Origin of the sequence: Defluviimonas sp. D31 (assembly GCF_033436765.1) — a bacterium.
Classification (GTDB): Bacteria; Pseudomonadota; Alphaproteobacteria; order Rhodobacterales; family Rhodobacteraceae; genus Albidovulum.
On record NZ_JAWQFN010000002.1, the window covers coordinates 95,967 to 119,290 of the forward strand.

The 23,324-nt window shown below is 65.8% G+C and carries 23 protein-coding genes and 2 tRNA genes; 17 read left to right on the forward strand and 8 right to left on the reverse strand.

Annotation, left to right across the window (positions count from 1 at the left end; translation table 11 throughout):
• Window positions 1–149: 149 nt before the first annotated feature.
• From ctaA to R5H32_RS04175, 3 genes are read left to right on the forward strand one after another with little or no spacing between them, the layout of a single operon-like run.
• On the forward strand, window positions 150–1,304 hold the full coding sequence (gene ctaA, locus R5H32_RS04165; RefSeq protein ID WP_318337431.1) for a heme A synthase: 1,155 nt from the start codon (window positions 150–152) through the stop codon (window positions 1,302–1,304).
• A complete protein-coding gene (locus R5H32_RS04170) occupies window positions 1,301–2,785 on the forward strand; it encodes a carboxypeptidase M32 (protein WP_318337432.1) in 1,485 nt (494 codons plus the stop codon). The genes ctaA and R5H32_RS04170 overlap by 4 nt, the downstream gene beginning before the upstream one ends.
• A gap of 3 nt (window positions 2,786–2,788) precedes the next feature.
• Complete coding sequence (locus R5H32_RS04175; RefSeq protein ID WP_318337433.1) at window positions 2,789–3,967, forward strand: MFS transporter; 1,179 nt, start codon at window positions 2,789–2,791, stop codon at window positions 3,965–3,967.
• Window positions 3,968–4,064: 97 nt separating this feature from the next.
• Here the strand turns inward: R5H32_RS04175 and R5H32_RS04180 are convergent, their stop codons facing one another.
• Window positions 4,065–4,853, reverse strand: a complete 789-nt coding sequence (locus R5H32_RS04180) for an enoyl-CoA hydratase (protein ID WP_318337434.1) — start codon at window positions 4,851–4,853, stop codon at window positions 4,065–4,067.
• 56 nt (window positions 4,854–4,909) lie between these two features.
• Between R5H32_RS04180 and R5H32_RS04185 the strand changes: the two genes are divergently transcribed.
• From R5H32_RS04185 to R5H32_RS04200, 4 genes are all read left to right on the forward strand, one after another.
• The gene (locus R5H32_RS04185; RefSeq protein WP_318337435.1) at window positions 4,910–5,332 is read left to right on the forward strand and encodes a PaaI family thioesterase; all 423 of its coding nucleotides are present in this window, start codon (window positions 4,910–4,912) and stop codon (window positions 5,330–5,332) included.
• 184 nt (window positions 5,333–5,516) lie between these two features.
• Complete coding sequence (gene rplM, locus R5H32_RS04190; protein ID WP_318337436.1) at window positions 5,517–5,981, forward strand: 50S ribosomal protein L13; 465 nt, start codon at window positions 5,517–5,519, stop codon at window positions 5,979–5,981.
• Between the two features lie 2 nt (window positions 5,982–5,983).
• Complete coding sequence (gene rpsI, locus R5H32_RS04195) at window positions 5,984–6,472, forward strand: 30S ribosomal protein S9 (protein ID WP_318337437.1); 489 nt, start codon at window positions 5,984–5,986, stop codon at window positions 6,470–6,472.
• A 195-nt stretch (window positions 6,473–6,667) separates the two neighbouring features.
• Window positions 6,668–6,922 (forward strand): hypothetical protein, encoded by a 255-nt coding sequence (locus tag R5H32_RS04200; protein WP_318337438.1) that lies wholly within the window; start codon window positions 6,668–6,670, stop codon window positions 6,920–6,922.
• A 78-nt stretch (window positions 6,923–7,000) separates the two neighbouring features.
• Here R5H32_RS04200 and R5H32_RS04205 read toward each other — a convergent pair whose 3' ends face one another.
• On the reverse strand, window positions 7,001–7,219 hold the full coding sequence (locus R5H32_RS04205; RefSeq protein WP_318337439.1) for a DUF1127 domain-containing protein: 219 nt from the start codon (window positions 7,217–7,219) through the stop codon (window positions 7,001–7,003).
• Window positions 7,220–7,304: 85 nt separating this feature from the next.
• Between R5H32_RS04205 and R5H32_RS04210 the strand changes: the two genes are divergently transcribed.
• From R5H32_RS04210 to R5H32_RS04220, 3 genes are read left to right on the forward strand one after another with little or no spacing between them, the layout of a single operon-like run.
• Window positions 7,305–8,726 carry a PLP-dependent aminotransferase family protein gene (locus tag R5H32_RS04210; protein ID WP_318337440.1) on the forward strand — a complete coding sequence of 474 codons (1,422 nt, stop codon included), beginning with the start codon at window positions 7,305–7,307 and terminating at the stop codon, window positions 8,724–8,726.
• 4 nt (window positions 8,727–8,730) lie between these two features.
• Window positions 8,731–9,360, forward strand: coding sequence for a DNA-3-methyladenine glycosylase 2 family protein (locus R5H32_RS04215; RefSeq protein ID WP_318337441.1), 630 nt, complete (start codon window positions 8,731–8,733; stop codon window positions 9,358–9,360).
• Window positions 9,357–10,022, forward strand: a complete 666-nt coding sequence (locus R5H32_RS04220) for an alpha/beta hydrolase (RefSeq protein WP_318337442.1) — start codon at window positions 9,357–9,359, stop codon at window positions 10,020–10,022. The genes R5H32_RS04215 and R5H32_RS04220 overlap by 4 nt, the downstream gene beginning before the upstream one ends.
• A 201-nt stretch (window positions 10,023–10,223) precedes the next feature.
• On the opposite strand, the gene R5H32_RS04225 is transcribed toward R5H32_RS04220, so the two are convergent.
• On the reverse strand, window positions 10,224–10,640 hold the full coding sequence (locus tag R5H32_RS04225) for a VOC family protein (protein WP_318337443.1): 417 nt from the start codon (window positions 10,638–10,640) through the stop codon (window positions 10,224–10,226).
• A 156-nt stretch (window positions 10,641–10,796) separates the two neighbouring features.
• Between R5H32_RS04225 and R5H32_RS04230 the strand changes: the two genes are divergently transcribed.
• From R5H32_RS04230 to R5H32_RS04250, 5 genes are all read left to right on the forward strand, one after another.
• Complete coding sequence (locus R5H32_RS04230) at window positions 10,797–11,396, forward strand: HNH endonuclease (RefSeq protein WP_318337444.1); 600 nt, start codon at window positions 10,797–10,799, stop codon at window positions 11,394–11,396.
• Window positions 11,397–11,688: 292 nt separating this feature from the next.
• The gene (locus tag R5H32_RS04235; RefSeq protein WP_318337445.1) at window positions 11,689–12,453 is read left to right on the forward strand and encodes a hypothetical protein; all 765 of its coding nucleotides are present in this window, start codon (window positions 11,689–11,691) and stop codon (window positions 12,451–12,453) included.
• Window positions 12,454–12,653: 200 nt separating this feature from the next.
• On the forward strand, window positions 12,654–13,052 hold the full coding sequence (locus tag R5H32_RS20965) for a hypothetical protein (RefSeq protein WP_412098996.1): 399 nt from the start codon (window positions 12,654–12,656) through the stop codon (window positions 13,050–13,052).
• Window positions 13,049–13,795, forward strand: coding sequence for a hypothetical protein (locus R5H32_RS04245; protein ID WP_318337447.1), 747 nt, complete (start codon window positions 13,049–13,051; stop codon window positions 13,793–13,795). Before R5H32_RS20965 ends, R5H32_RS04245 begins: the two co-directional genes overlap by 4 nt.
• 299 nt (window positions 13,796–14,094) lie before the next feature.
• On the forward strand, window positions 14,095–16,569 hold the full coding sequence (locus R5H32_RS04250) for an AMP-binding protein (RefSeq protein ID WP_318337448.1): 2,475 nt from the start codon (window positions 14,095–14,097) through the stop codon (window positions 16,567–16,569).
• A gap of 146 nt (window positions 16,570–16,715) precedes the next feature.
• Here the strand turns inward: R5H32_RS04250 and R5H32_RS04255 are convergent, their stop codons facing one another.
• The 3 genes from R5H32_RS04255 to R5H32_RS04265 form a co-directional block, all read right to left on the reverse strand.
• Entirely contained in the window at window positions 16,716–16,865 is a 150-nt protein-coding gene (locus R5H32_RS04255; protein WP_318337449.1) for a hypothetical protein, read from the reverse strand.
• 296 nt (window positions 16,866–17,161) lie between these two features.
• Window positions 17,162–17,236: transfer RNA gene (locus tag R5H32_RS04260), tRNA-Asn, on the reverse strand.
• Window positions 17,237–17,305: 69 nt separating this feature from the next.
• Complete coding sequence (locus R5H32_RS04265; RefSeq protein WP_318337450.1) at window positions 17,306–18,217, reverse strand: MBL fold metallo-hydrolase; 912 nt, start codon at window positions 18,215–18,217, stop codon at window positions 17,306–17,308.
• 42 nt (window positions 18,218–18,259) lie between these two features.
• Here R5H32_RS04265 and R5H32_RS04270 point away from each other — a divergent pair, with 42 nt between their 5' ends.
• Both R5H32_RS04270 and R5H32_RS04275 read left to right on the forward strand, forming a co-directional pair.
• Window positions 18,260–19,585, forward strand: coding sequence for an ATP-binding protein (locus R5H32_RS04270; RefSeq protein WP_318337451.1), 1,326 nt, complete (start codon window positions 18,260–18,262; stop codon window positions 19,583–19,585).
• Window positions 19,586–19,971: 386 nt separating this feature from the next.
• Window positions 19,972–21,498 (forward strand): arylsulfatase, encoded by a 1,527-nt coding sequence (locus R5H32_RS04275; protein ID WP_318337852.1) that lies wholly within the window; start codon window positions 19,972–19,974, stop codon window positions 21,496–21,498.
• A gap of 338 nt (window positions 21,499–21,836) precedes the next feature.
• Here the strand turns inward: R5H32_RS04275 and R5H32_RS04280 are convergent, their stop codons facing one another.
• A complete protein-coding gene (locus R5H32_RS04280) occupies window positions 21,837–23,009 on the reverse strand; it encodes an amidohydrolase (RefSeq protein WP_318337452.1) in 1,173 nt (390 codons plus the stop codon).
• A gap of 165 nt (window positions 23,010–23,174) precedes the next feature.
• A tRNA-Ile gene (locus R5H32_RS04285) sits at window positions 23,175–23,251 on the reverse strand.
• Window positions 23,252–23,324 lie beyond the last annotated feature (73 nt).

The following is a 23,324-nucleotide window of genomic DNA, read 5'->3' on the forward strand; positions in this document are numbered from 1 at the left end:
TTGCGGGCGAACTTCTACTAGTCCATAGCTCGCCCTTCAGGGCAATTCCCTCAGGTATAAGCCATTGGTATGGGTGTGGGTGGCGTTCACGGGCACTTGAAGCTCGTCCGGCCGACGCCTAGTGTCCCGCGCGTTGAACGGAGGGGCGCATGGCCGGCAAACGCAGCATCTTCGAGGACGTCGGGCAGGGGGCGAAACCCGCGGAAGGCCCGCAGGGCGGCATGATCGACAAGGACCGCGGCGACGCGCGGGGGGCGATCCGGGTCTGGCTCGCGGTGCTCTTCGCGCTCGTCGTCGCGATGATCGCGGTGGGCGGGCTCACGCGGCTGACCGACAGCGGGCTCTCTATCACCGAGTGGCGGCCGGTCACCGGCGCGCTGCCGCCGATGGACGAGGCCGCGTGGCAGGCCGAGTTCGAGAAATATCAGGAAAGCCCGGAGTTTCAGCTCCAGAACCGGCTGATGGACCTTGAGGCTTTCAAGTCAATCTACTGGTGGGAATGGGGGCATCGCCAGCTTGGCCGGGTCATCGGTCTGGTGTGGGCGGCGGGCTCCGTCTTCTTCTGGGCGACGAAGCGGCTGCCCGCCGGCTGGACCGGGCGGCTTCTGGGGCTCGGGGCGCTGGGCGGGCTGCAGGGCGCGATCGGCTGGTGGATGGTGGCCTCGGGGCTGACCGGCCGGATGGTCGATGTCGCCTCCTACCGGCTCGCGATTCATCTCGGCCTCGCCTTCGTGATTCTCGGGCTCATCGCCTGGTACATGCTGTCGCTCGCCCGGCGCGAAACGGAGCTTCTGCAGGCGCGCCGGTCGCGCGAGGCGAAGCTCTTCGCGCTATCGACCGGGGTGATGCATTTCGCCTTCCTGCAGATTCTGCTTGGCGCGCTTGTCGCCGGGATCGACGCCGGCCGTGCCTTCCCGACCTGGCCGCTGATGGGCGAGAGCTTCTTTCCCGCCGATGCCTTTTACCTGCCGGACGGCGGGCCGGCGGTGCTGGCCTTCTTCGAAAATCCGGGGCTGGTGCAGTTCACCCACCGGATGGCGGGCTATCTCCTCTTCGCCTTCGGGCTCTTCGCCTGGTGGCGCGCGCGCGGCTCGGCGCATCCGGCGACGCGGACCGCATTCGACTGGATGGCGGCGATGCTCTTCGGGCAGGTCGTTCTTGGCATCGTCACGGTGCTCCATGCCGCGCCGCTCGCTCTCGGGCTCGTCCATCAGCTGGGCGCGGTGGTGCTCTGGGTCCTGATCCTGCGGGCTCGCCACCGGGCGCAATACCCGATCGTCGCAACCATAAGGGGCCGCAAATGACCGCCTTCGCCGCTCTCATGGCCTACCAGCGCGAGACCGAGGCGCTGGCGCAGATCGCCGGCCGGCTGGGCTGGGACCAGGAGACGGTGATGCCCGAAGGCGCCGCCGAACAGCGCGGCGAGGAGATGGCGGCGATCGAGGGCGTGCTCCATGCCCGCCGCACCGATCCGCGCGTGGGCGACTGGCTCGCCGCGGCCGAGGCGCCGGATCCGGCCGGTGCGCGGGCGATCGAGCTCATCGGCCGCGCCTACCGGCGAAACGCCGCGGTCCCCGCGCGGCTCGCTTCGGAATTCGCGCGTGTGACGAGCCTCGCGCAGGGCATCTGGGCCGAGGCGCGGGCGCGGGACGATGTCGCGCATTTCCTGCCGACGCTGGAAAAGGTCGTGGCGCTGTCGCGCGAGAAGGGGCAGGCGCTGGCCGCTGCCGGGTTCGGCGGCGGGGATGCCTATGACGCGCTTCTCGACGATTACGAGCCGGAGGCGACCGCCGAGAGCATCGCCGCGATGTTCGACCGGATGCGGCCGCGGCTCGTGGCCCTGCGCGAGGCGGTCCTCGGCGCGGCGAACCCGCCCGCGCCGCTCACCGGGCAGTACGCCGAGGCGCGCCAGATCGGGCTTGCCCGCGATCTCGCCACGGCCTTCGGCTACGACTGGAGCCGTGGACGGCTCGACCTCGCGGTGCATCCCTTCTCCTCGGGGTCGGGCAACGATGCGCGGATCACCACGCGGGTCGTGGAGACCGACCCCTTCAACTGCTTCTACTCTACGATCCACGAGGTCGGCCACGCGACCTACGAGCTTGGCATCGATGCCGCGCATTTCCTCACGCCGCTGGGTCAGGGCGTCTCGATGGGCGTGCACGAGAGCCAGAGCCGGATCTACGAGAACCAGCTCGGCCGCAGCCGCGCCTTCACCGGCTGGCTTCACGGCCAGATGCACGCGGTCTTCGGCGGGCTCAGCATCGGCTCGGCCGAGGAGTTCTACCGCACCGTGAACCGGGTTTCGGCCGGCTTCATCCGCACCGAGGCGGACGAGGTGCATTACAACCTCCACATCATGATGCGCTTCGATCTCGAACGCGCGCTGTTCGGCGGCGGGCTAGAGGTCGCCGATCTCGAGGATGCCTGGAATACCCGCTTCGCGAGGGATTTCGGTGTGGCGGTGGATCGCCCGGCGCACGGGGTGCTGCAGGACGTGCACTGGTCGGTGGGGCTTTTCGGCTACTTCCCGACCTATACGCTCGGCAATGTCTATGCGGGCTGCCTCCATGCCGCCTTGCGGGCGGATCTGCCGGATCTCGATACCGCGCTCGGCTCCGGCGACGCGCGGCCCGCGACCGGTTGGCTTCGCGAGAAGGTGCAGCGTCACGGCGGGCTTTACCGCCCGGCCGAGGTGATCGAGCGGGCCTGTGATGCCGCGCCCTCGGAGGAACCGCTTCTCGACTATCTCGAGGCGAAGTTCCGCGCCATCTACGGGCTCTGACCGATGGCGCGGGCGGAGCGTCTCGGCGTCTGGCTGCTCGCGATCGGCCAGACGCTCGGGTTCGCCTCGCTCGTCTATGTCTTCGGCGCGATCCTGCTCGCGCTCGAATCCGGCAGCGGCTGGAGCCGGGCGGAGCTGTCGCTCGGGCCGACGCTGGCGCTCCTGACCCAGGCGCTGCTCGCGCCGTATTCAGGGCGGCTCGTCGACCGCGGGCTTGGCGGGCTTCTCCTCGGCGGCGCGGCGGCCCTGGGCGCGGCCTGCCTCATCGCGCTGTCGCAGGTGACCCATCTCGGCCTCTGGCTCGGTCTCTGGGTGGTGATCGGCGCGGCGCAGGCGGCGAGCCTTTACGAGACCTGCTTTTCCTTCCTGACCCGGCGGCTCGGCCGCGACGCCCGGCCGGCGATCATCCGGGTGACGCTGGTCGCGGGCTTCGCCTCGACGCTCGCGTTCCCGATCGGGGCCTGGTCGGGCGCCGAGTTTGGCTGGCGCGGGGCGCTTGTTACCTTCGCGATCCTGCAGGTGCTGATCACGGTGCCGGCGAATGTCGCCGGGGTGGCGCTGCTCCGGCGCGGCGAGCGGCGTGGGGCGCCTCTTTCGGAGACGCCGAAGGGCGCGATCCGGGCGGCGCTGCGGCGGCCGGAGTTCTGGGCGCTTGCCGGGCTCTTCGGGCTGATGATGGGCAATCACACGATGCTCTTCACCTTCGCGCTGCCGGTCCTGACCGACCGCGGAGCGGCCCCCGGCCTTGCGGTGCTCGTGGCCTCCTCGGTCGGACCGATGCAGGTCGCGGGGCGGGTCGCGTTGATGCTTGGCGGGGCGCGGATCCATGCCGGGGCGGCGGCGCGGGCGATCGCGCTCGTCATGTGCGCCGCGAGCGTGGCGCTGCTTGTTGCCTCCGGCGAGGCGTGGCTCCTGTTCTTCTACGCGGTCTGCCAGGGATCGTCGATCGGCATCGCCTCGATCCTCCGGCCGCTCCTGACCGCGGAGGCCCTGGGTTACGAGAACTTCGGCGCGCTGAGCGGGGCGTTGGCGATCGCGCCGCTGACTGCCGGGGCGGCGGCGCCGTTCCTCGGGGCTTTGCTGATCGGGGCGGGGGGAGTGACGCTCCTGCTCTCGGTCACGCTGCTCCTCGCGCTCGGCGCGGTCGCGCTGGCCGTGTGGCTCAGGACGCGCGGAATCTGAGAGTCTGGCGCCTGGCGAGGACGGCGGAGGGGGCGCTGCCCCCTCTGCGGCTATCGCCGCATTCACCCCCGGGATATTTGGGAAAAGAAGATGAGGGTCAGGACCAGTCGGGTCGGCGCTTTTCGAGGAAGGCGCTGATCCCCTCCTCGGTATCGCGCCAGAGCATGTTTTCGACCATCACGGCGGCGGCGTGGTCGTAGGCGGCGGCGCGGGTCATCTCGATCTGGTCGTAGAAGGCGCGCTTGCCGATCTTGACGGCGGCCGTGAGTTTATGCGCCACAGTCTCGGCGAGCGCGCGGGTCTCGGCGCCGAGCGCCTCGGGTGCCACGACGCGGTTGACGAGACCGACCTCGGCGGCGCGGGTGGCGTCGATGAACTGGCCCGTTGTCAGCATCTCGAAGGCGACCTTGCGCGGCACGTTGCGCGACAGCGCCACCATCGGGGTCGAGCAGAAGAGCCCGATGTTGACCCCGTTCACGCCGAAACGGGTGCCTTCGGCTGCAACCGCCATGTCGCAGGTCGCGACCAACTGGCAACCGGCGGCGGTGGCGATGCCGTGGACCTCGGCGATGACCGGCTGGGGCAGGGCGGGGATCATCTGCATCACCTCGGCGCAGCGCGCGAAGAGATCGGCGAAATAGGCGCGGCCCTTGTCGGGCGCCTGCCGCCCCGCCTGCATCTCCTTGAGGTCGTGGCCGGCGCAGAACGCCTTGCCCGCGCCCTTGAGGACCACCGTGCGGATCGCCGGTTCCTCGGCGAGTCGGGCAAACTCGGCCCTGAGTGCCGCGAGCATCGCATCGGAAAGAGCGTTGAGGCTCGCGGGCGCGTTCAGCGTCAGCGTGGCGATGCCGCCATGGTCGTCGCGCAAAAGGATCGGGTCGCTCATCTTGTCATTCCTTGCCGGTTTCGTGAAATCTACGGGCATGGGGGAGGAGAGGGAAGATGGCGACGGTGATGAATGAGGCGGAGCTTGCCGCCTTTCTGGTGCGGGATTTTCCCCAGGTCGAATCCGATTTCGTGATCGAGCGGCTGACCGAGGACGGAATCGTGGTACGGCTCAAGGTCGCCGAACGGCACCTCAGGCCGGGCGGAACCGTCTCGGGCCCGTCGATCTTCGCGCTCGCCGACGTGGCGGTCTATCTCGCGATCCTCGCGCGGATCGGGCCGGTGGCGCTTGCGGTGACGACGAATGGCGGCGTCGATTTCCTGCGCAAACCACTCGCCGGCGCCGATCTTATCGGCTCGGCGCGGCTCCTGAAGCTGGGCCGGGTGCTCGCGGTGGGCGACGTTCTGATACGTTCCGACGGTCAGGACGAACCCGTTGCGCGGGCCTCCATGACCTATTCAATACCGCCTAGGCACTGAGTTCGGATGGGGCGGTGCCTGGATTTGTGGGGTATTCTAATACCTATTTTGCAAGTTATTGAAACTGCTTGTTTAAATCATAAACAAGTCTCTTGACGCGGCTGTGCGAATTGCGGAAAAGCCCCCATCCGAATTCCGGGCGCCCTCGGGGCGTCCTTTCGATCCCGAACTCGAAGGGCTGACAATGAAAACCTATACCGCGAAACCGGCGGAGATCGAGAAGAAGTGGATCCTGATCGACGCAGAGGGCGTCGTTCTGGGCCGCCTCGCCACGATCGTCGCCATGCGCCTGCGTGGCAAGCACAAGGCGACCTTCACGCCGCACATGGACATGGGCGACAATGTGATCATCATCAACGCCGACAAGGTGCAGATGACCGGCAACAAGCGTGCCGACAAGCGCTACTACTGGCACACCGGCCATCCGGGCGGGATCAAGTTTCGCACTGCGGGCCAGGTGCTCGACGGCGCCCATCCCGAGCGCGTTGTGATCAAGGCCGTCGAGCGCATGATCTCGCGCAACCGCCTTGGCAAGCAGCAGATGTCGAACCTGCGCGTCTACGCCGGGGCCGAGCATCCGCATGAGGCGCAAGCCCCCGAAGTCCTCGACGTCAAGTCGATGAACCCGAAGAACACCCGGAGCGCATGAGCATGGCCGACGAAATCAAATCCCTCGACGATCTGAAGTCGGCGGTCTCGGGCACCGCTGCCGCCGTCGAAGCCGAGGCTCCGCGCGAGCCGGTCCGTGACGAACTTGGGCGCTCCTACGCTACCGGCAAGCGCAAGGACGCGGTCGCCCGCGTCTGGATCAAGCCGGGCTCCGGCAAGGTGACCGTCAACGGCAAGGACATGGGCGCCTATTTCGCGCGTCCGGTGCTGCAGATGATCCTGCGCCAGCCGTTCCAGGTTGCCAATGTCGAAGGCCAGTTCGACGTGATGGCGACCGTCGTCGGTGGCGGTCTCTCGGGCCAGGCCGGCGCGGTGAAGCACGGAATCAGCCGCGCGCTGCAACTCTATGAGCCGAGCCTGCGCTCGGCGCTGAAGGCCGCCGGCTTCCTGACCCGCGACAGCCGCGTCGTCGAACGGAAGAAATACGGCAAGCGCAAGGCGCGCCGGTCCTTCCAGTTCTCGAAGCGCTGATATCGCTTCCGGCACTCGCCGGACCGCAAGATCTGGGGCGTGGCCTGTGGGCCGCGCCCTTTTTCGTATTTTCATAATGTGTTTACGATGTTGCGGCATTGACGCGCTCACGCGGATGTGTGGGGTGGGCGGATTGACGCTAGGCCAGGCATGCCCCCATGTTCGTTTCATAGAGGCAGATAAAACGAGCAGAAAATGCCCATCCAGATGTCGTACCACAGCTCTCTCGGGGGCTTCGATTACCTTGCGCTCCGCAGGGCGCCGTCGGGTGCCGTCGAGATCGTCTATGACGATGGCGTCAAGCGGCGCATGGTCTGGCGCGTGCGCTCGCAGGCGCAGGAGAACGTGATCGGCGACGTGTTGCGCCACGCGGTCAACCAGACCCGGGTGCTTCCGGCGCTCTATTCCGAGCTGAAGCGCCGTTCGATCGCGATCGAGGCCGTGGCCTGACGCAGCGATAAAAAAAGTGGCCGGGCAGGGCCCGGCCGAGGAAGAGGGTCAGCCGTCGGGGAGGGACGGGACCCGGGTCTAGCGCCAGAACGGCGCAAGGACTTCGCGGTCGCGCGCGAGGCGGTCGACTCCGATATCCTTCAAAAGCCGGTCGTCGAGGCGGGCAAGCGCATGTCGGCTGCGGCGCCGCGCCGCCCAGTCCACGACTGTCCGGTAGCCAAGCTGGTACAGCGCCACAAACGAAACGTGTGCCAGGGGGGTGGCAGCGTTCGGGGAGGGTTTTGCGAGCTGGTCCATGATGCACCTTTTGTATTGATACAATCGAAAATAACTGATATTTGTATAAGTACATTGGTGAAAGCATGAACGCCACAGGTACATTGTGACGGATACAAGTTGGCTCCCGGACCTCGGAGGTTTTGACGGGCCGAAATACCTCGCCCTGTCGCACTCTCTGCGCGAGGCGGTGCGAATGGGCGAGTTGCCCGAGGGTGCGCGGCTACCGCCGGTGCGCGATCTTGCCTGGCGGCTCGGCATGACGCCCGGCACCGTGGCGCGGGCCTACCAGATCGCGACCCAGGAGGGGCTGCTCGAAGCCTCCGTTGGACGCGGCACGTTCGTGGCCTCTTCGCGGCCGAGATTCGGCCCATCTCAACCGCTTATGGCGGAATATCGGCCGGTCGGGCGACCGGCGGCCGAGCCGGCGACCGGCCCAGTCGACCTGCGCACCTCGCAATTGCCCGAGGTCGGGCAGGGGGTGGCGATCCAGGCTGTGCTTGCGCAACTCGCAACAGGTGCCTGCACGGACTATCTCGGCTATCCTGGATTGCGACGCGACGGCCCGGTTCGGGCGGCCTTCGTCGACTGGCTCTCTGACCGGGTTCTCGGCCCGATCACTGCCGAGGACATTGTATTGACACAAGGTGGCCAGAACGGGATCAACCTCGCCCTGCAATGCTGCCTAAAGGGAGCACGGCCGCAGGTGCTTTGCGAGGAGCTGGCCTATCCGGGCTTCCGCCACGCCGCGCGGCTCAACCGCGCCGAGATCGTGTCGGTGGAGATCGACGACGCCGGCATGTCCGCCAAGGCGCTGGACGCGGCCTGCCGCCGTTCCGGCGCGCGGATCGTCTGCGTCACCACCGATGCGCAGAACCCCACGACCGTGCGGATGCCGCCCGAGCGTAGGGCCGCCATCGCCGATGTGGCGCGGCGCCACGACCTGCAGATCATCGAGGACGACTGCTATTCGGTCCATGCCACCGCCGACCCCGCGCTCCGGGCGATCGCAGCGGAACGGACCTGGCATGTGACCTCGATCTCGAAATCCTTGGTGGCGGGTCTGCGCTTCGGTGCCATCGTCTGTCCGACCGGGCTTGGCGAGGCGGGCCGCCTGGCGATGCAGCATTCCTGCTTCGGTCTCGCCCGCCCGGTGACCGACATCGTCCACGCGCTCCTCGCCTCGGGCGAGGCGGCGCGTTTGCGCGACCGCGTGCAGGAGGTCTTTGCCCGCCGGCTGGAGATGACGCTCAATATCCTCGGCGCTTTCGACCTATCGTGGCAGAAGGGTCTCGCCTTCGTCTGGCTGCGCCTTCCGCAGGGCTGGCGCGCCTCGACCTTCGCCCGCGAGGCCGAGGCGCAGGGCGTGCTCGTGCGCTCTGCCGACGAGTTTGCGCTGATCGAGAGCCACACGCCGAACGCGGTGCGGATCGCGCTGAACGGGGCGCTGAGCGAGGCAGAGTTCAACCGGGCGATCGGGACGATGGCGCGGCTCCTGCGCAATCCGCCCGGCGATCTTCCGGTCTGAGCCGATGGTCGGCCGCATCATCGAGACGCCCGCCTGTGTCGCCGAGGGCGCCGCCTGGCTCGCCACGCGCGAACCACGTTTCGCGGCGCTCCTTGACGAAACCGGACCGCTGCCCTTGCGCCGAAAGACCGACGGCTTCGCCGCCCTCCTCGATGCGATCCTCGGCCAGCAGGTCTCGACGGCTTCGGCCGCGGCCCTCTGGGAGCGGCTCGAACTCGCCGGCCTTGTCACCGAGGACGCCGTTGCAGCAGCCGGCGAAGCGGCGCTGCGGGACTGCGGCCTCAGCCGGCAGAAGATCCGCTATGCCCGGGCGCTGGCCGAGGCGCGGCTCGACTATGCCGACCTGCGGGAGGCACCGGATTCCGAGGTCATCGCCAGGCTGACCGCGCTGCCCGGCATCGGGCGCTGGACGGCGGAGATTTATGCGATCATCTCGCTCGGCCGGGCCGATGTCTTCGCGCCCGGCGATCTCGCGCTGCAGGAGGCGGCGCGGATGCTCTTTGACCTGCCCGACCGGCCGACCGAACGCGCGCTCCGCGCGATGGCCGAGGACTGGAGCCCGTGGCGAGCCATTGCGGCGCGCGCGCTCTGGGCCTACTACCGGCACATGAGGAGCCGCGAGGGGATCAGATGACACGCGAACTGCAATTCGGCCGCAAACCGGCACGCTCGGGGCGGGCGACCTCGCTCATCGTGTTCCTGCACGGCTATGGCGCGGACGGTGCCGACCTTCTCGGCCTCGCCGATCCGCTGGCGCCGCATCTGCCCGACACCGCCTTCGTCGCCCCCGACGCGCCTGAGCCCTGCGCCGGCAACCCGTTCGGCCGGCAATGGTTCCCGATCCCCTGGCTCGACGGCTCCTCCGAGGCCGAGGCCGCGTCGGGCCTGATCCGCGCCTCCGCAGATATCGACGCCTTCCTCGATGCGCGCCTTTCCGAGGAGGGGCTCGCGCCCGACCGGCTCGCCGTGATCGGCTTCTCGCAAGGCACGATGATGGCGCTCCATGTCCTGCCGCGGCGGTCCCTGCCGGTCGCCGGCCTCGTCGGCTTCTCCGGCCGCCTGCTCGAGCCGCAGCGCCTCGCGGCGGAATCGCAGTCGCGACCGCCGGTTCTGCTCGTGCACGGCGACGCCGACCCGATGGTGCCCTTCGCCGAGATGGGGCTCGCCGGGCAGGCACTGACGGATGCCGGGTTCGAGACCTACGGCCATGTGATGAAGGGAACCGGCCACGGCATCGCACCCGACGGGCTGTCGGTTGCGCTCGCCTTCCTCAAGGAGAAACTTCCGGGGGCTTGAAACCTCCGCGCGGGACGCTAGGTTTCCAGTTACGAACCTGAAGGAGAGCCCGACATGGAATTCGCCGCAATGACCGCCCTTGCCCTCATTGCCGTTGTTTTCGCGGTTTTCCAGTCCCGTCCGCAGCCGCAGCGCCTGCCCGTCCGCGTCGATCGCCGCGACCGCCGTCGCTGAACCGGCGCCCCCGCCAGCCCGAATCGCTCAGAACCAGAGCGCGGGCTCGGCGAATTCCACCGAGTTTCCCGCCGGATCCCGCACATAGACCGAGCGCGCGCCGTTCGGCCAGCGAAAATCCGCCTCTATCTCGATGCAGGCAGCTTCGAGATGCGCCCGCCAGGCATCGAGCGCCTCGGTCGCGACCTTGAAACAGTAATGCCCCGGCCCGCTGGCGCCATGCCCAGGCACCGGCAGCGGCGATCCAGGGTGCGGCGGATGCGCAGTCGATTCGGGGTTGAAGACCAGCAGGAGCGAGTCGCCCACGCGGAAGAAGACATGCCGTCCCTCCTGCCGGGTGACCACCGGAAGGCCCAGCGTTCCGGCATAAAAGGATTCGGCGGAACCGAGGTCATCGACGTAAAGCGCGGATTCGAGCGTTCCGAGCACGGGTGGGACCGGCATTTTGCTGTCACTCCCCTGTCACTTTGCTGCGATACCAGCTTACAGCAGATAGCGGGGCTTGCCAGAGCCGATACGCCAGATATAGTTGTGGATAAGCAGGGGCGGGCGCTCCCGCCCCAGGTGCCGAAGGGCACGCAGGGCGAGGACGTTGTTGAGATGCTCGACAGACCGGCCGAAACCGAGTTCAGGACCAGCTTCGTGCGGGAGCCGTCGGCCCTGAAGCATTATCCGGCGCTTGTGCTCAACGCCGACTTCCGCCCGCTCTCCTACTACCCCCTGTCGCTCTGGCCCTGGCAGGAGGCGATCAAGGCGGTCTTCCTCGACCGGGTGATGATCCTCGCGGAGTATGACGAGGTCGTGCGCTCCCAGCGCGCCGCGATCCGAATACCGTCGGTGGTGGTGCTGAAGGACTACGTCAAACCCCAGAAGCGCGTGGCCTTCACGCGCTTCAATCTTTTTCTGAGGGACGAATTCTGCTGTCAGTACTGCGGCTCGAAGGGCGATCTGACCTTCGACCACGTCCTGCCCCGGTCGCGCGGCGGGATCACGAGCTGGGAAAACGTCGTCGCCGCCTGCGCGCCCTGCAACCTCAGGAAGGCGAACAAGCCGCTGAAACAGTCGGGCCTGACGCTGAAACGGCCGCCCTACCAGCCCTCGGCCGAAGACATGCAGCGCGCCGGCCGGCGCTTCCCGCCGAACCATCTGCATGACAGCTGGGTCGATTTCCTCTACTGGGACGCCGAGCTCGACGCCTGAGACGCGGTTGCACAATCTCTTGTTTGTGAAGGAAGGCGAACTGCGGCTGCATCCGCAGATCGGCGGGCTTGTGGAGGGGGCGACGCTGGCGAACGTCAATGCTTCCCAACCCGAAAAGGCGGAGTGACGGCATATCTTCCCCGGCCGCCTGCCTGCGGCGGCCAGGAAACTCACCCAACCCCAGAAAGTCGGATGGAATGACGAAAGTAGGAACGTCTGGCCGCGCCTTTCGACCCGGCACGGCGCAGGTGCGCGAGATGGTCCGGCTTCATCGCCGCGAGGGCATCGTGGCATGAGCACGATCCTGAAGTGGGGCGCGGTCGCCATTCTGGTACTGCTGGCCGCGGTCATCGCCCACGACTGGCCGGTTCTGCGGCTGGCCCTGCCCTTGCCCCCGTCGGGCTCGGTCGAGGAGAGCTGGCACCAGCGTATGACGGTGGTGATCGAGACGTCCTCGGGCGAAGTCAGCGGCAGCGCGGTGCAGGCCATCCGCTGGCAGGGTCTGGACACGGCGCACCGGACGACGACGCCGAGCAACGGCGCCCGGTCGCGCTTTTACTCGCAGGGCGAGGTGGTGGCGGTCGAGGTGACACCGGGGCGCTGGCTCTTTGCGCTCTTGAAGGGCGCGCAGGGCTGGCGCGGCGAGCCGGGTGCCAAACTCGGTTTTGCGTTGGCGGTGCCGCAGGGTGCCTACGCCAGTTCGGTCGAGGCGATGGCGCTGATCAAGGCCCTGCCCAAGGACCGGCCGGTGACGCTGCCATCCGAGGCATACCCGCTGTTCGTTACCTTCGACGACATCGCCGACCCGAAGTCGGTGCGACAGGTCGACCCGGCGGATCTGGCGGCCACGTTCGGCCCCGGCGTGCGGCTGAAGGCGGTAACGCTGGCGGTGACGGAGGAGCCGGTGACCGAGGGGAATGTGGAAGGGGTGTTGGGGTGGTTCTGCAGCTACGTGAAGCCCTACCGCCGCCTCAGCGGTAAGAGCGGACCAATAGCTGACAACGAATTGGCCAATAATCTTGGGCCGGGCGTGCTTTCGATAGGAACATGTAAATGACGATTTCCAAAGAAATTTTCCTCGCCATCCTGTCGATGGACGCCTAAAATCGTGGTTATGGGGCGGGTATCGCCGACGGTGGTGAAGGCGATACCGACGGTCTTGGCGATAGCCCTGGCACCCGAATTGGAACGGCAACCGTCAAACTGGTATCGGATTCGGATCCACTAAGCGCCGAAGTTGCCGCCGGCTTCTCCGCCATTGCCTACGATACGCCCTACGGCACGGTAATCTCCTACCGGGGGACGGATTTCACGCCCGCCGAGGATTTCGCCGCCGATCAATCCGAGGGCTGGCCGCTCGGCGCCGGAAACTTCCTCAAGGAGCAGACGCGGCTCGCCACCAATTTCCTCGATGCCGTGCAGCCCGATGACAGCGCGAAAAGCGTCATCCTCACAGGCCACTCCCTGGGCGGCGGGCTCGCGGGCTTTCAAGGCCGGATCTATGGCAACGAGGCGATCGTCTTCGACCCGATGACCTTTCTGCGGTCGGCCGAAAACCTCATTGAAATACTCAGGACCGATTCGAGCTTCGAGTCGGCGACCGCCCACATAGCACTTCGCCTAGATCGGTCGTTCTGCGAAAGGGTCGCCGCGTGAAAAGCGCCACAAAAGCCCTTCGGATACTGTCCCTTGGCGCGGTGGCCGCAATCGCCATCTGGCTGTGGCCGTTCTTTAGCCTTTTCATCCAGGATCATCACGTCTGGCACCAGAAGCTGGAACTGACAGTGGAAACCGCAGAAGGAATGAGGACCGGGACGGCGATCGTTGAAGTGCGCGCAGCCTTTGGGCAACAGCCGCTGTCGGGCAACGAGGTGAGCTACGAACTCTCCGGCGAGGCGACGGTGGTCGAGCTGGCGCCGGGCCGCTATCTCTTCGCGCTCTTGGGCGGGACGGAAGAACGCTACGCCTGCGCCGCCGGAAAGGCGCTGGGATGGGGCGGCCCATGGAACCCTTCGAATGGCGGCCTTCAGCGCGGAGAATGGTTGGCCGACGTGCCTCGTCAGGTGGGCAGGCCCGCGGTTTCGGTGTCAAAGGGCTGCCTTCCGGCAATGGTGACCTTCGACGACATCACCGATCCGAAGACGGTGCGGAGGGTCGACCCCGACGACCTCGCGGCCACGTTCGGCCCCGGCGTGCGGCTGAAGGCGGTGACCCTGGCGGTGACAGACGAGCCAGTTGCTCCATGGCAGGATGGGCAGGTCGCGGAAGTCCTGCCAAAAGCCTTCTTCGACGCCTGGGGGGCAGTTCACAGGGGCGCCCTCGCCCAAGGCATCCGCGATCCATACTTCTCAAGCCTGCTCGGTCAGCTGTCGCGTTCAGATCTTCAGATAGGTGGATAGTGACGATTTCGAAAGAGCTCTTTCTCGCGATCCTTGCCATGGATTCCTACAATCGTGGCTATGGAGCCGGGATTTCGGGACTGAACAGCTAGCACTCCGGATTCGCGAAGTGAATCCTGCTCACCGATAAGTGCAACAACGCCCATCTGATGAGCGGTCAATACTTGACTGAAATACTATGCTATTGTATCGGATTTGGACATCGCGACCCCTGATAGACCGAGGGCACCTTGTTCCATAGCTTTGATGCCCTGCAGTCGTACGGGGACAGGCCGGCGCTGCTCGCGGGCGATAGCAGTATGAGCTATTCGGAACTTGCCGCGGTCTCGGCCCGCTTCGCCTGCAGATTTCCCCGGCGGCGTGGCCTTATCGCGATCGAGATGGCGCCGACACCGATTACGATTGCCGCCTATCTCGGCGCATTGCAGGCAGGCCATGCCGTGATGCCGCTTCCGGCAGGGCAGACGGATCTCGCGCTGAACCTCGAAGCACGGTTTCGTCCCGCCGCGAGCTGGAGGCGGGTCGGGGATCGCTACCGCATGCTCTATCATGATAAGCCGGCCGGCCTTGATCCCGCTCTTGCGCTTGTGATGATGACCTCCGGCAGTACGGGACAAGGCCGCGGCGTCCGCCTCTCCCGGGACGCCGTGTCGGCAAACGCCTTGTCCATTGCCGAGTACCTGGCGATCGGCGCGGAAGACCGCGCCGCGCTGGTGCTGCCGCTGCACTATTCCTACGGCCTGTCGGTTCTTCACTCGCACCTCGCCTGCGGGGCAAGCCTTTGGCTGAACGAGGGAACGATCCTCGATGAGACCTTCCTGCCGCGCCTCGCGGCGTCTGGGGCGACAAGCCTGGCCGGCGTTCCCCATCTCTTCCGCCTGCTTGAGTCCGCGATCGCAGAAAACGAGCTGCCGGCCGGGCTGACCTGCCTGACGGTGGCCGGAGGCGCGATGCCGCCTGCCGATGTGATGCGCTGGACGCAAAGGATGTCGGAGCGGCGCGGCCGCTTCGTGGTGATGTACGGTCAGACCGAAGCGACTGCCCGGATCGCCTACCTGCCGCCCGAACTGGTTGCGCGCGCGCCGGAGGCGATCGGCCGGGCCATCCCGGGCGGATGCCTGTACTTGCGGGACGATGCCGGCGACACCATCGTCGGGCACGGGCGGGAAGGCGAACTGATCTTTCGCGGACCCAACGTGATGATGGGCTACGCGGCCGGTGCCGCGGATCTTGGCCTTGGCGCCGAAACGGACGAGCTCGCCACGGGGGATCTCGCAGTGCGCGGGGCTGACGGTCTCTACCGCATCACCGGGCGGCGCTCTCGCATGTCGAAGATCGCGGGCCTGCGCGTGGGTCACGATGCGCTGGAACAGGCGCTTGCCGCATCGGGAGAAGACGCGGCCGTCTGGGGCGATGACGAGCACATTTGGGTGGCGACGGCGCGCCCCGCCGAGGCACTCCAGACGCGCGTGGCCCGGCTCGCTGGCGTCGGCGCCCGGCATGTGATCCTGGTTCCGTGCGATCCTTTGCCTCGGCGCCCGAACGGTAAGATCGACTATCCGGCGCTCAAGGCGATTGCGTCGCCGCCGCCCCCTGACAAGAGCCTGTTGCCCCTGTTCGCGCGGACCTTCGCGCCGCAGGCCGTTCGGCGGAGCGACAGTTTCCAGAGCCTCGGCGGCGACTCTCTTCAGCATGTGGAGCTCTCGCTCGCGCTCGACCGTCATTTCGGGGGATTGCCGGACGGTTGGGAGCGGCGTCCGATCGCTGAGCTCGAAGGCGCCGCCACGGAAAGGTCGAGCCTGGTTCCGATGCCGCTTCTCGCGCGCGCCCTGGCCATTCTGGCGGTGGTCGTCGCGCACCAGACGCTGTGGCCCGTCTACGGCGGTGCGGCCGCCATGGTCATCCTGCTGGGCATGAGCGTCGCGGAGCACCGGTCGCGGTTTCTGGCCATGGGGGAGGTGTCGGGCTTTCTCTCTCCGGTTGGGCGCGTCCTGATCCCCTATGCCGTCGTCCTCTTGGGATACGCCGTGGCCTGGCAGCAGATACCCTGGGCGTCCGTCGCGCTGGTCGGCAATTTCGCCGTGACGAAGCCAGAAACGCACCTCATGCTCCCCTATCTCTACTGGTTCGTCGAAGCCTACGTTCAAATGTGTCTGCTTCTCGTGGTGGTCTTCCGCCTGCCGGGGATGCGTCGCTTGCTGGCGCGCTCGCTGTTCGGCACGGGCCTCTTCCTTCTGGCCCTTGGCGTGCTCCTGCGGGTGACCCTGCCCGAACTCTGGCCGCTCCCAGCCGGACGCTCGCAGTTTTCCGTGCCTTGGGTCTTCTACCTCTTCGCGCTGGGCTGGTGCATCGCTGCGGCGAAGAACGTCTCACAACGGGTCATGATCCTCGCAGCGGCGGCGATGATCCTGTCGCTCGCCGCCTGGCTTGGTGGCAACTGGTACGGGTCCTGGTCCAAATACCTGAGCCTGCTCGGGCTAACCTGCCTGCTGCTTTTCGTCGAGTCGGTGCCGATGCCGCGAGTGGCTGTGCGCGCGGTCATGCGATTGGCGCACGCGGCTTTCCCGATCTACTTGCTGCATCGCCTCGCGCCCGAGTTGCTGATGCCCTTCATGGAGCCATACCTGTCTCCAGCCGCATTCGACGGCTTGGCAATCCTGGCCGGAATCGGCCTGGGCATGCTGGCAGGAGGCGCGCTTGCCTGGCTTTCGCGGGCGCTGATCTCCTTGCCGGCATCCCGCAAGATTTGGCTCCTCCACCCCACAAGATGCTAGGTCGTTTTGACAAAAGGGGCCACGGGACGCGCTGATCATGATTCAAGCTGGTATCTGCGATCGAGGTCAGCTTGGCGCGAGATCTGATGTCGGAGGAGGAATGGTGGACTGTCCCCATCGAGTGGTTCGGTTTGATTGTTAGCGCATCATCGGCTGGACTTGCCCCCAACGCTGGACGGCCCCGCCGTTAGCGCCGCGGTGACGGGCTCGTCGCGACTGATGCGGGCCAGTTCGCGTTCGATGACATGGGTCAGAAATTGGCGGGCATCGTCGCGGGAAAGGCCTTGGGTCATCATAGCATCGAAAAGGGGATTGCTCTCGGCGGTGACAATCGGCCCATACGCCGCGCGATCAAGGGGGCATTCGTCCGCAGGCTGATCTGGATAATCCGACCGCCAAGAGCCGCAGGCATGCGGCGGCGCGATGCATAGGTCGGGCCGCGCTGGAAGGTGTTCGATTTCAGTCCCATCGGGGCCTCCGTCTGAAGGCGCTCATGGGGCCGAGGCGGCATTTCCCGTCACATGTATGACAGGAACGTGCGGTTCACCCGAAAACGGGCGATTGCCAAACGATCACAAGGACTTGGGAATTTTGGCTCCGGCGGTAGGGATCGAACCTACGACCAATTGATTAACAGTCAACTGCTCTACCGCTGAGCTACGCCGGAACACGGGGGGCGATATAGCAAGCGCGAAGTGGGGCGTCCAGAGGGTCTTGAGATAAATTTCGAGGATATTCACAGAAGCCGGAATCTGACGTCGATGCCGGGATCCACTTCTGGCGCCGCGATGTTTCTCTCCATGAGATCAATGAGATGAGCGAAGACGTTTCGCATGGCCGCAGGCATGAGCGGCGCCGGGGTTTCAGTGTAAATCATGGCGGCGAGGATAGCTGCGTCCGCAGCCCCCTGGGACAGCGCCTCCCGGATCGCCGTTTCGCGCTCTCGGCGGTGGGCCGCCAGCTCGGCGATGCGCGTCGGCGCGTCCGGAATCGGGTCGCCGTGGCCGGAATAGAATCGTTGCGCACCGGCCGCCCCGAGCCGGGCGAGGGAGGTCATGTAGGCTCCCATGTCTCCGTCGGGCGGGGACACAAGCGACGACGCCCAGCCCATGACGTGATCGCCGCAAAAGACCGCGTCCTGCCAGGCGAAGCAAAGGTGGTTGCCCATGTGACCCGGCGTGTGAAGCGCCTGCAGCGTCCATTCGGCGCCCGCGACCATCTCGCCGTCACCAAGACGGATATCGGGGGCGAACCCGGTATCGACGCCCTCGCCACCGGCGAGCCCGCCAGACGCCGCCAGCCGCTCCATCAGCGCCGAGCGCCCGGAGCGCGCGTCGCCGTAGGCGAGGACCGGGGCGCCGGTGGCCTCGGCCAGCGGCCGCGCCAGCGGCGAATGGTCGAGATGGGCATGGGTGACGAATATGTGGCTCACGCGTTCCCCGGGAGAGAGCGCGGCAAGCAGCGCCGCGAGATGGGCCGGATCGGCCGGCCCCGGATCGATCACCGCGACCTCGCCCTCCCCAAGGATATAGCTGTTTGTACCGTGGAGCGTCATCGGAGAGGGATTGGGCGCGAGCACCGTCCTGAGCCCCGGCTCCAGAAGCACCGCCTTGCCGGGGCGGGGAGGGATTCGCGGTTTCTCCGTCATCTTGCGCTTTCTCTCCCTGACGGCCGCGGCTAGGCTCCGGCCATGAGTTTCAACTGGTTCAAGAGCATCATGCCCCGTGGCCTTTACGGCCGCGCCGCGCTCATACTTGTCCTGCCCATCGTGATGATCCAGATCGTCGTGTCCATAGCCTTCATCCAGCGCCATTTCGAACGCGTTACGGCGCAGATGACCCGGAATGTCGTGCTGGAGATCTCCTTTCTCGCTGAACGCGCCGACGCCGCGGGGGATGTCGAGGCCGCCCGGTCCGAGCTTGGGCGGCTGGCAGAGGCGCTGGCCATGACCGTCGACCTTCCGGCGAGCGCAGATGCGCCGGCGGAGGATGCGAGGGTCTTCTATGATCTCTCGGGTCGAGTCGTCATCAGGACGTTGCGCACCATGGTCTCGCGTGTCGTTGCGGTCAACGTCTCGGACCTGCGCACGGTAGGGATCGTGATGGTGACCCGGCACGGTCCAATGGCGATCCGCTTCGAACGCAGTCGGGTCGCGGCGACCAACCCGCACCAGCTCCTCGTCCTGTTGCTGGCAACGGGCCTTCTGATGACGCTGATCGCTTTCATCTTCCTGCGCAACCAGCTCAGGCCGATCCGCAGGCTGGCCCGCGCCGCCGAGGCCTTCGGCAAGGGCCGGACGGTACCCTATCGCCCCTCCGGCGCGATCGAGGTCCGTTCGGCAGGCAACGCCTTTCTCGACATGCGCGCCCGGATCGAGCGCCAGATCGAGCAGCGTACGCTGCTTCTGTCGGGCGTCAGCCATGACCTTCGCACACCGCTGACGCGGCTGAAGCTGGGCCTGTCGATGCTCGGCGACGATCCCGAGGTCGCGGCGATGAGCCGCGATGTCGATGACATGCAGCGGTTGCTTGACGCGTTTCTGGCCTTCGTCAGGGGTGACGCTGTCGAGGAGGAGGCGCAGGTCATGGATCCGTTGCCGCTCGTGACGGCGGTGATCGAGGATGGACGGCGGGCGGGGCAGGACGTGGTCCTGTGCTCTGTCACCGGAGCCGGGGTGGCGCCTCTTCGGGCGGGATCGGTTCGAAGGGCGCTAGAGAACCTGATCGGCAACGCGGTGCGCTACGGCAGCCGCGCCGAGGTGTCGCTGTCGATTCTCGACCGCGCGATCCGGATCACGGTGGAGGATGACGGTCCCGGCATCGCGCGCGAGCGGCGCGAGGAGGCGCTGCGCCCCTTCACGCGGCTCGACACCGCGCGCAATCAGGACCGCGGAACCGGAGTCGGACTGGGGCTGGCGATCACCGCAGACATCGCGCGCGGCCATGGCGGCACGCTCCGGCTCGGCGAAAGCGAGCGGCTCGGCGGGCTCAAGGCGGAACTGGTCCTCGCTCGCTGAGCAGCGGGCTGGCTGGCAGGGTTCGGGGATGGACCGCTCGGCGGTTGGATCCTCCAATGCCGCGTTGAAGCGCGTGCTATCATCGAAGCCCGCATCGGCGCTGCTCACGATGCGTTCGCATTGATCGCGGGTCTCCCGACCGTCAGCGACCAGCGTCGTGCCGGGCCGCCGGCGACCCGTAATCAACAGGTCCTTGTAGTCCTTTGTAGTGCTTTTTAGCGGCAATACTCACTTGAAATACAAAATTGTGCTGCCAGACTGAACAGCGGGTTCGCTGCGACGTGCGACCGGCAACCCCAAATTTATCAGCAGGGAGTATGATGATGAGGACACGCATACTGATTTCTATTGCGATATGCACTTCGCTTTTCGTGTCTGGCGGCGTGATGGCGCAGGAAAGCTCTGACACCGAAAAGCCCAACATTCTGGTCATCTGGGGCGACGATGTCGGGCAGTCCAACATCTCGGCCTACACGATGGGCTTGATGGGGTACCGCACCCCGAATATCGACCGGATCGCCGAAGAGGGAATGATCTTCACCGACTATTACGGCGAACAATCCTGCACCGCGGGCCGGTCCTCCTACATTACGGGGCAGTCGGTGTTCCGGACGGGACTTTCCAAGGTTGGCTTGCCGGGTGCCGAACTCGGATTGCGGGAGGAAGATCCAACCATTGCCGGCCTTCTCAAGGCCCAGGGGTACATGACCGGGCAATTCGGCAAGAACCACCTCGGTGACCGTGATGAGCATCTGCCCACAAACCACGGATTCGACGAGTTTTTCGGCAACCTCTACCACCTCAACGCTGAGGAGGAGCCTGAGAACGAGGACTACCCGGGCGACATGGCAACGGCTGATGGCTCGACCTTCCGCGAGAAGTTCGGGCCGCGTGGCGTGATCAAGTCCACCGCGGACGGGTCGATCGAGGATACCGGACCGCTGACCAAGAAGCGCATGGAGACGATCGACGAGGAATCCGTTGCGGCCGCGATCGACTTCATCAAGCGGGCGCATGAGCAGGGCCAGCCCTTCTACGTCTGGTGGAACGGCACCCGCATGCACTTCCGTACCCACGTCAAGGACGAGATGCGCGCCCAGGCGAACGAGATCGCCGGCGGCGTGGTGGACGAGTACACGGCCGGCATGATCGAGCACGACCTCCATGTCGGGCAGTTGCTCGGCTTGATCGACGAGCTCGGCATCGCCGACAACACCATCGTGCACTACTCGACCGACAACGGTCCGCATTACAACACCTGGCCGGATGCCGCCGCGACTCCGTTCTTCGGCGAAAAGAACACCAACTGGGAAGGCGGATGGCGCGTGCCGTCGATGGTCCGCTGGCCCGGCAAGATCGAGGCCGGCTCGGTCACGAACGAGATCGTGCATCATATGGACTGGCTGCCGACCTACCTGGCCGCCGCTGGCCGCGACAGCATCAAGGACGAGCTGATGCAGGGCGGCGTCGAGGCCATTGGCCGGACCTACAAGGTCCATCTCGACGGCTACAACATCCTGCCGCTGCTGACCGGCGAGACGGACAAGAGCCCGCGCAAGGAGATCTTCTACTTCTCCGACGACGGCGACCTGACCGCACTGCGCTACGAGGACTGGAAGCTGATCTTCATGGAGCAGAAGGAATACGCCACCTTCCGCGCCTGGATGGAACCCTTCACGCCGCTCCGCGTGCCGCTGATGTTCAACCTGCGCCGCGATCCTTACGAGCGCAGCTACCGCACCTCAAACACCTACTACGATTGGCTCCTGGACCGCGCCTATTTCCTGGTGCCGGCACAGGCCTATGTCGGGAACTTCCTCGCGACCTTCCAGGAATTCCCGCCGCGCCAGAAGGCGGCGAGTTTCTCGCTGGAACAGGTGATGGACAAGATGACCGCTCCGGTCGGCGATTGACCTGACGGGAATCGCGAAGGCGGGCCGCTCCGGTGGGCGGCCCGCCATTTCGTTGCCACGACAGACCACGCCGGAAGCACTCGCGTTCGGATGCGCAACGCCTGAATCCGGATACACGAACCGACCGGTGGCGGCATCTTTTGCAGGATACGGCGGCCATCTCTCGCCCCTCGGTGACAGCGGATTCGATTTAAGGGTTCGGTGGGCCCGAAGGCACTTCCTGACGCGCAAAGGTTCAAGGAGTCTCGCTGCTCCAACAGCACAGGTGGCCGGCAACGAACATGATTGAAGGCGCTGCAGCCTCGCGCAAGCGACAGATTTGATCCCAGGGCTTTGCGCTAGGGCCGCGTGAAAACAGTCACGCCTTCCTTGATCGTTTCCATCACCTGGATCGTGTTGATCTTTGCCGGGTCGATGGTGAGAGGGTTGTCGGAGAGGATCACCATGTCCGCAAGCTTGCCAATCTCGAGCGATCCCTTTGTACCGTCTTCGAAGTGCTGGTAGGCACCCCAGATGGTTATCGCTTTCAGACCTTCGACCGGCGTGACTCGCTCGTCGGGCCCCATCACCTTGCCACTGCGTGACGTGCGATTGACCGTCGCCCACATCACCTGCATGAGGTTGGGAAGCGCAACCGGCGCGTCGGTGTGGCTCGAGGCGATCAAACCGGCATCCAGCACCGAGCGCATGGGCGAGATTTGTTGCGCCAAGTCGGGTCCGATGATCTGATCGTACCAGTCTCCCCAGTAGAACGTATGCATCGGAAAGAGCGACGGAAAGATCTGTAGCTCCTTAAGGTCGGGGATCTGATCCTTGCGCAGGAACTGGCCGTGGATCAGCGATATGCGCCGGTCGCCCAGGCCATACTTTTCTTGCGACCGGCGGATCGCCTCGATCATCTGATCGATTGCGGCATCGCCGTTCGCGTGCACATGCACCGGCCAATCCTTTTGATATGCCTCGTCAATCAGGTCCGCGATGACTTGCTTGTCGGGAATAGCCGGGTAGCCCTTGTATCCCTCCTCTTGGCCGTCCGGCGGCAGAAGGTACGGGGTCGTCCGCCATGCGGTCCGCCCCTGCGGCGATCCGTCGAACGTGATCTTCATCCCGGCCACCCTGTAGCGGTCTTGATAGGCCCGGCCTATGAGGGGAAGAACATTCTTCGCCGTGTAGTCGGCATAGGACATTACGTCGATGTCGAGAAGGCCGCGCTCTACCGCACTGACCGCGTCGGCCTGCTGGAACGCCATCAACCGTCCCTCATTGACGGTCGTGTATCCAAAGCTCTTGGCGAGTTCGAGGCCCTTCATCAGGAAGTAGTCCTTGTCTTCCGGACTTGAGGCGTTGATGGCCGGGATCATCACCGGAATGCTCGCTAGCTCTTCGAGCACACCATTCGGCTCCTGACTGCCTTCAGCCTCTAAACATAAGATATGGCAGTTGCAGTGTTCGGAAACCGCCAAACTCGTCCGGTTGATCGACTTGGCCGAGAGGGGCTGGACGGCGTGCAAGGCAACGGCCTCGACTAGTCACCGAAAGCTGTTCGAGATCGCTCACTGCGCCGCTGCCGTCGACCGTCATCGGGCGGTAAGGGGCCAGCCGTCCGTAAACGTTGTCGCCAATGCCGAATACCTGGTTCGAAATGCCCTTTAAGATAAGGCTTGTCTTAGCTTGGGTGGTAGGCCCGGAGGGACTCGAACCCCCAACCAAGGCGTTATGAGCGCCCTGCTCTAACCAGTTGAGCTACAGGCCCGACCTGCGCATTCACTAAGGCGCGATCTTGGGCAGGTCAATCGGCTTTACGCTTCGGCGCGTGGGCCGATCGC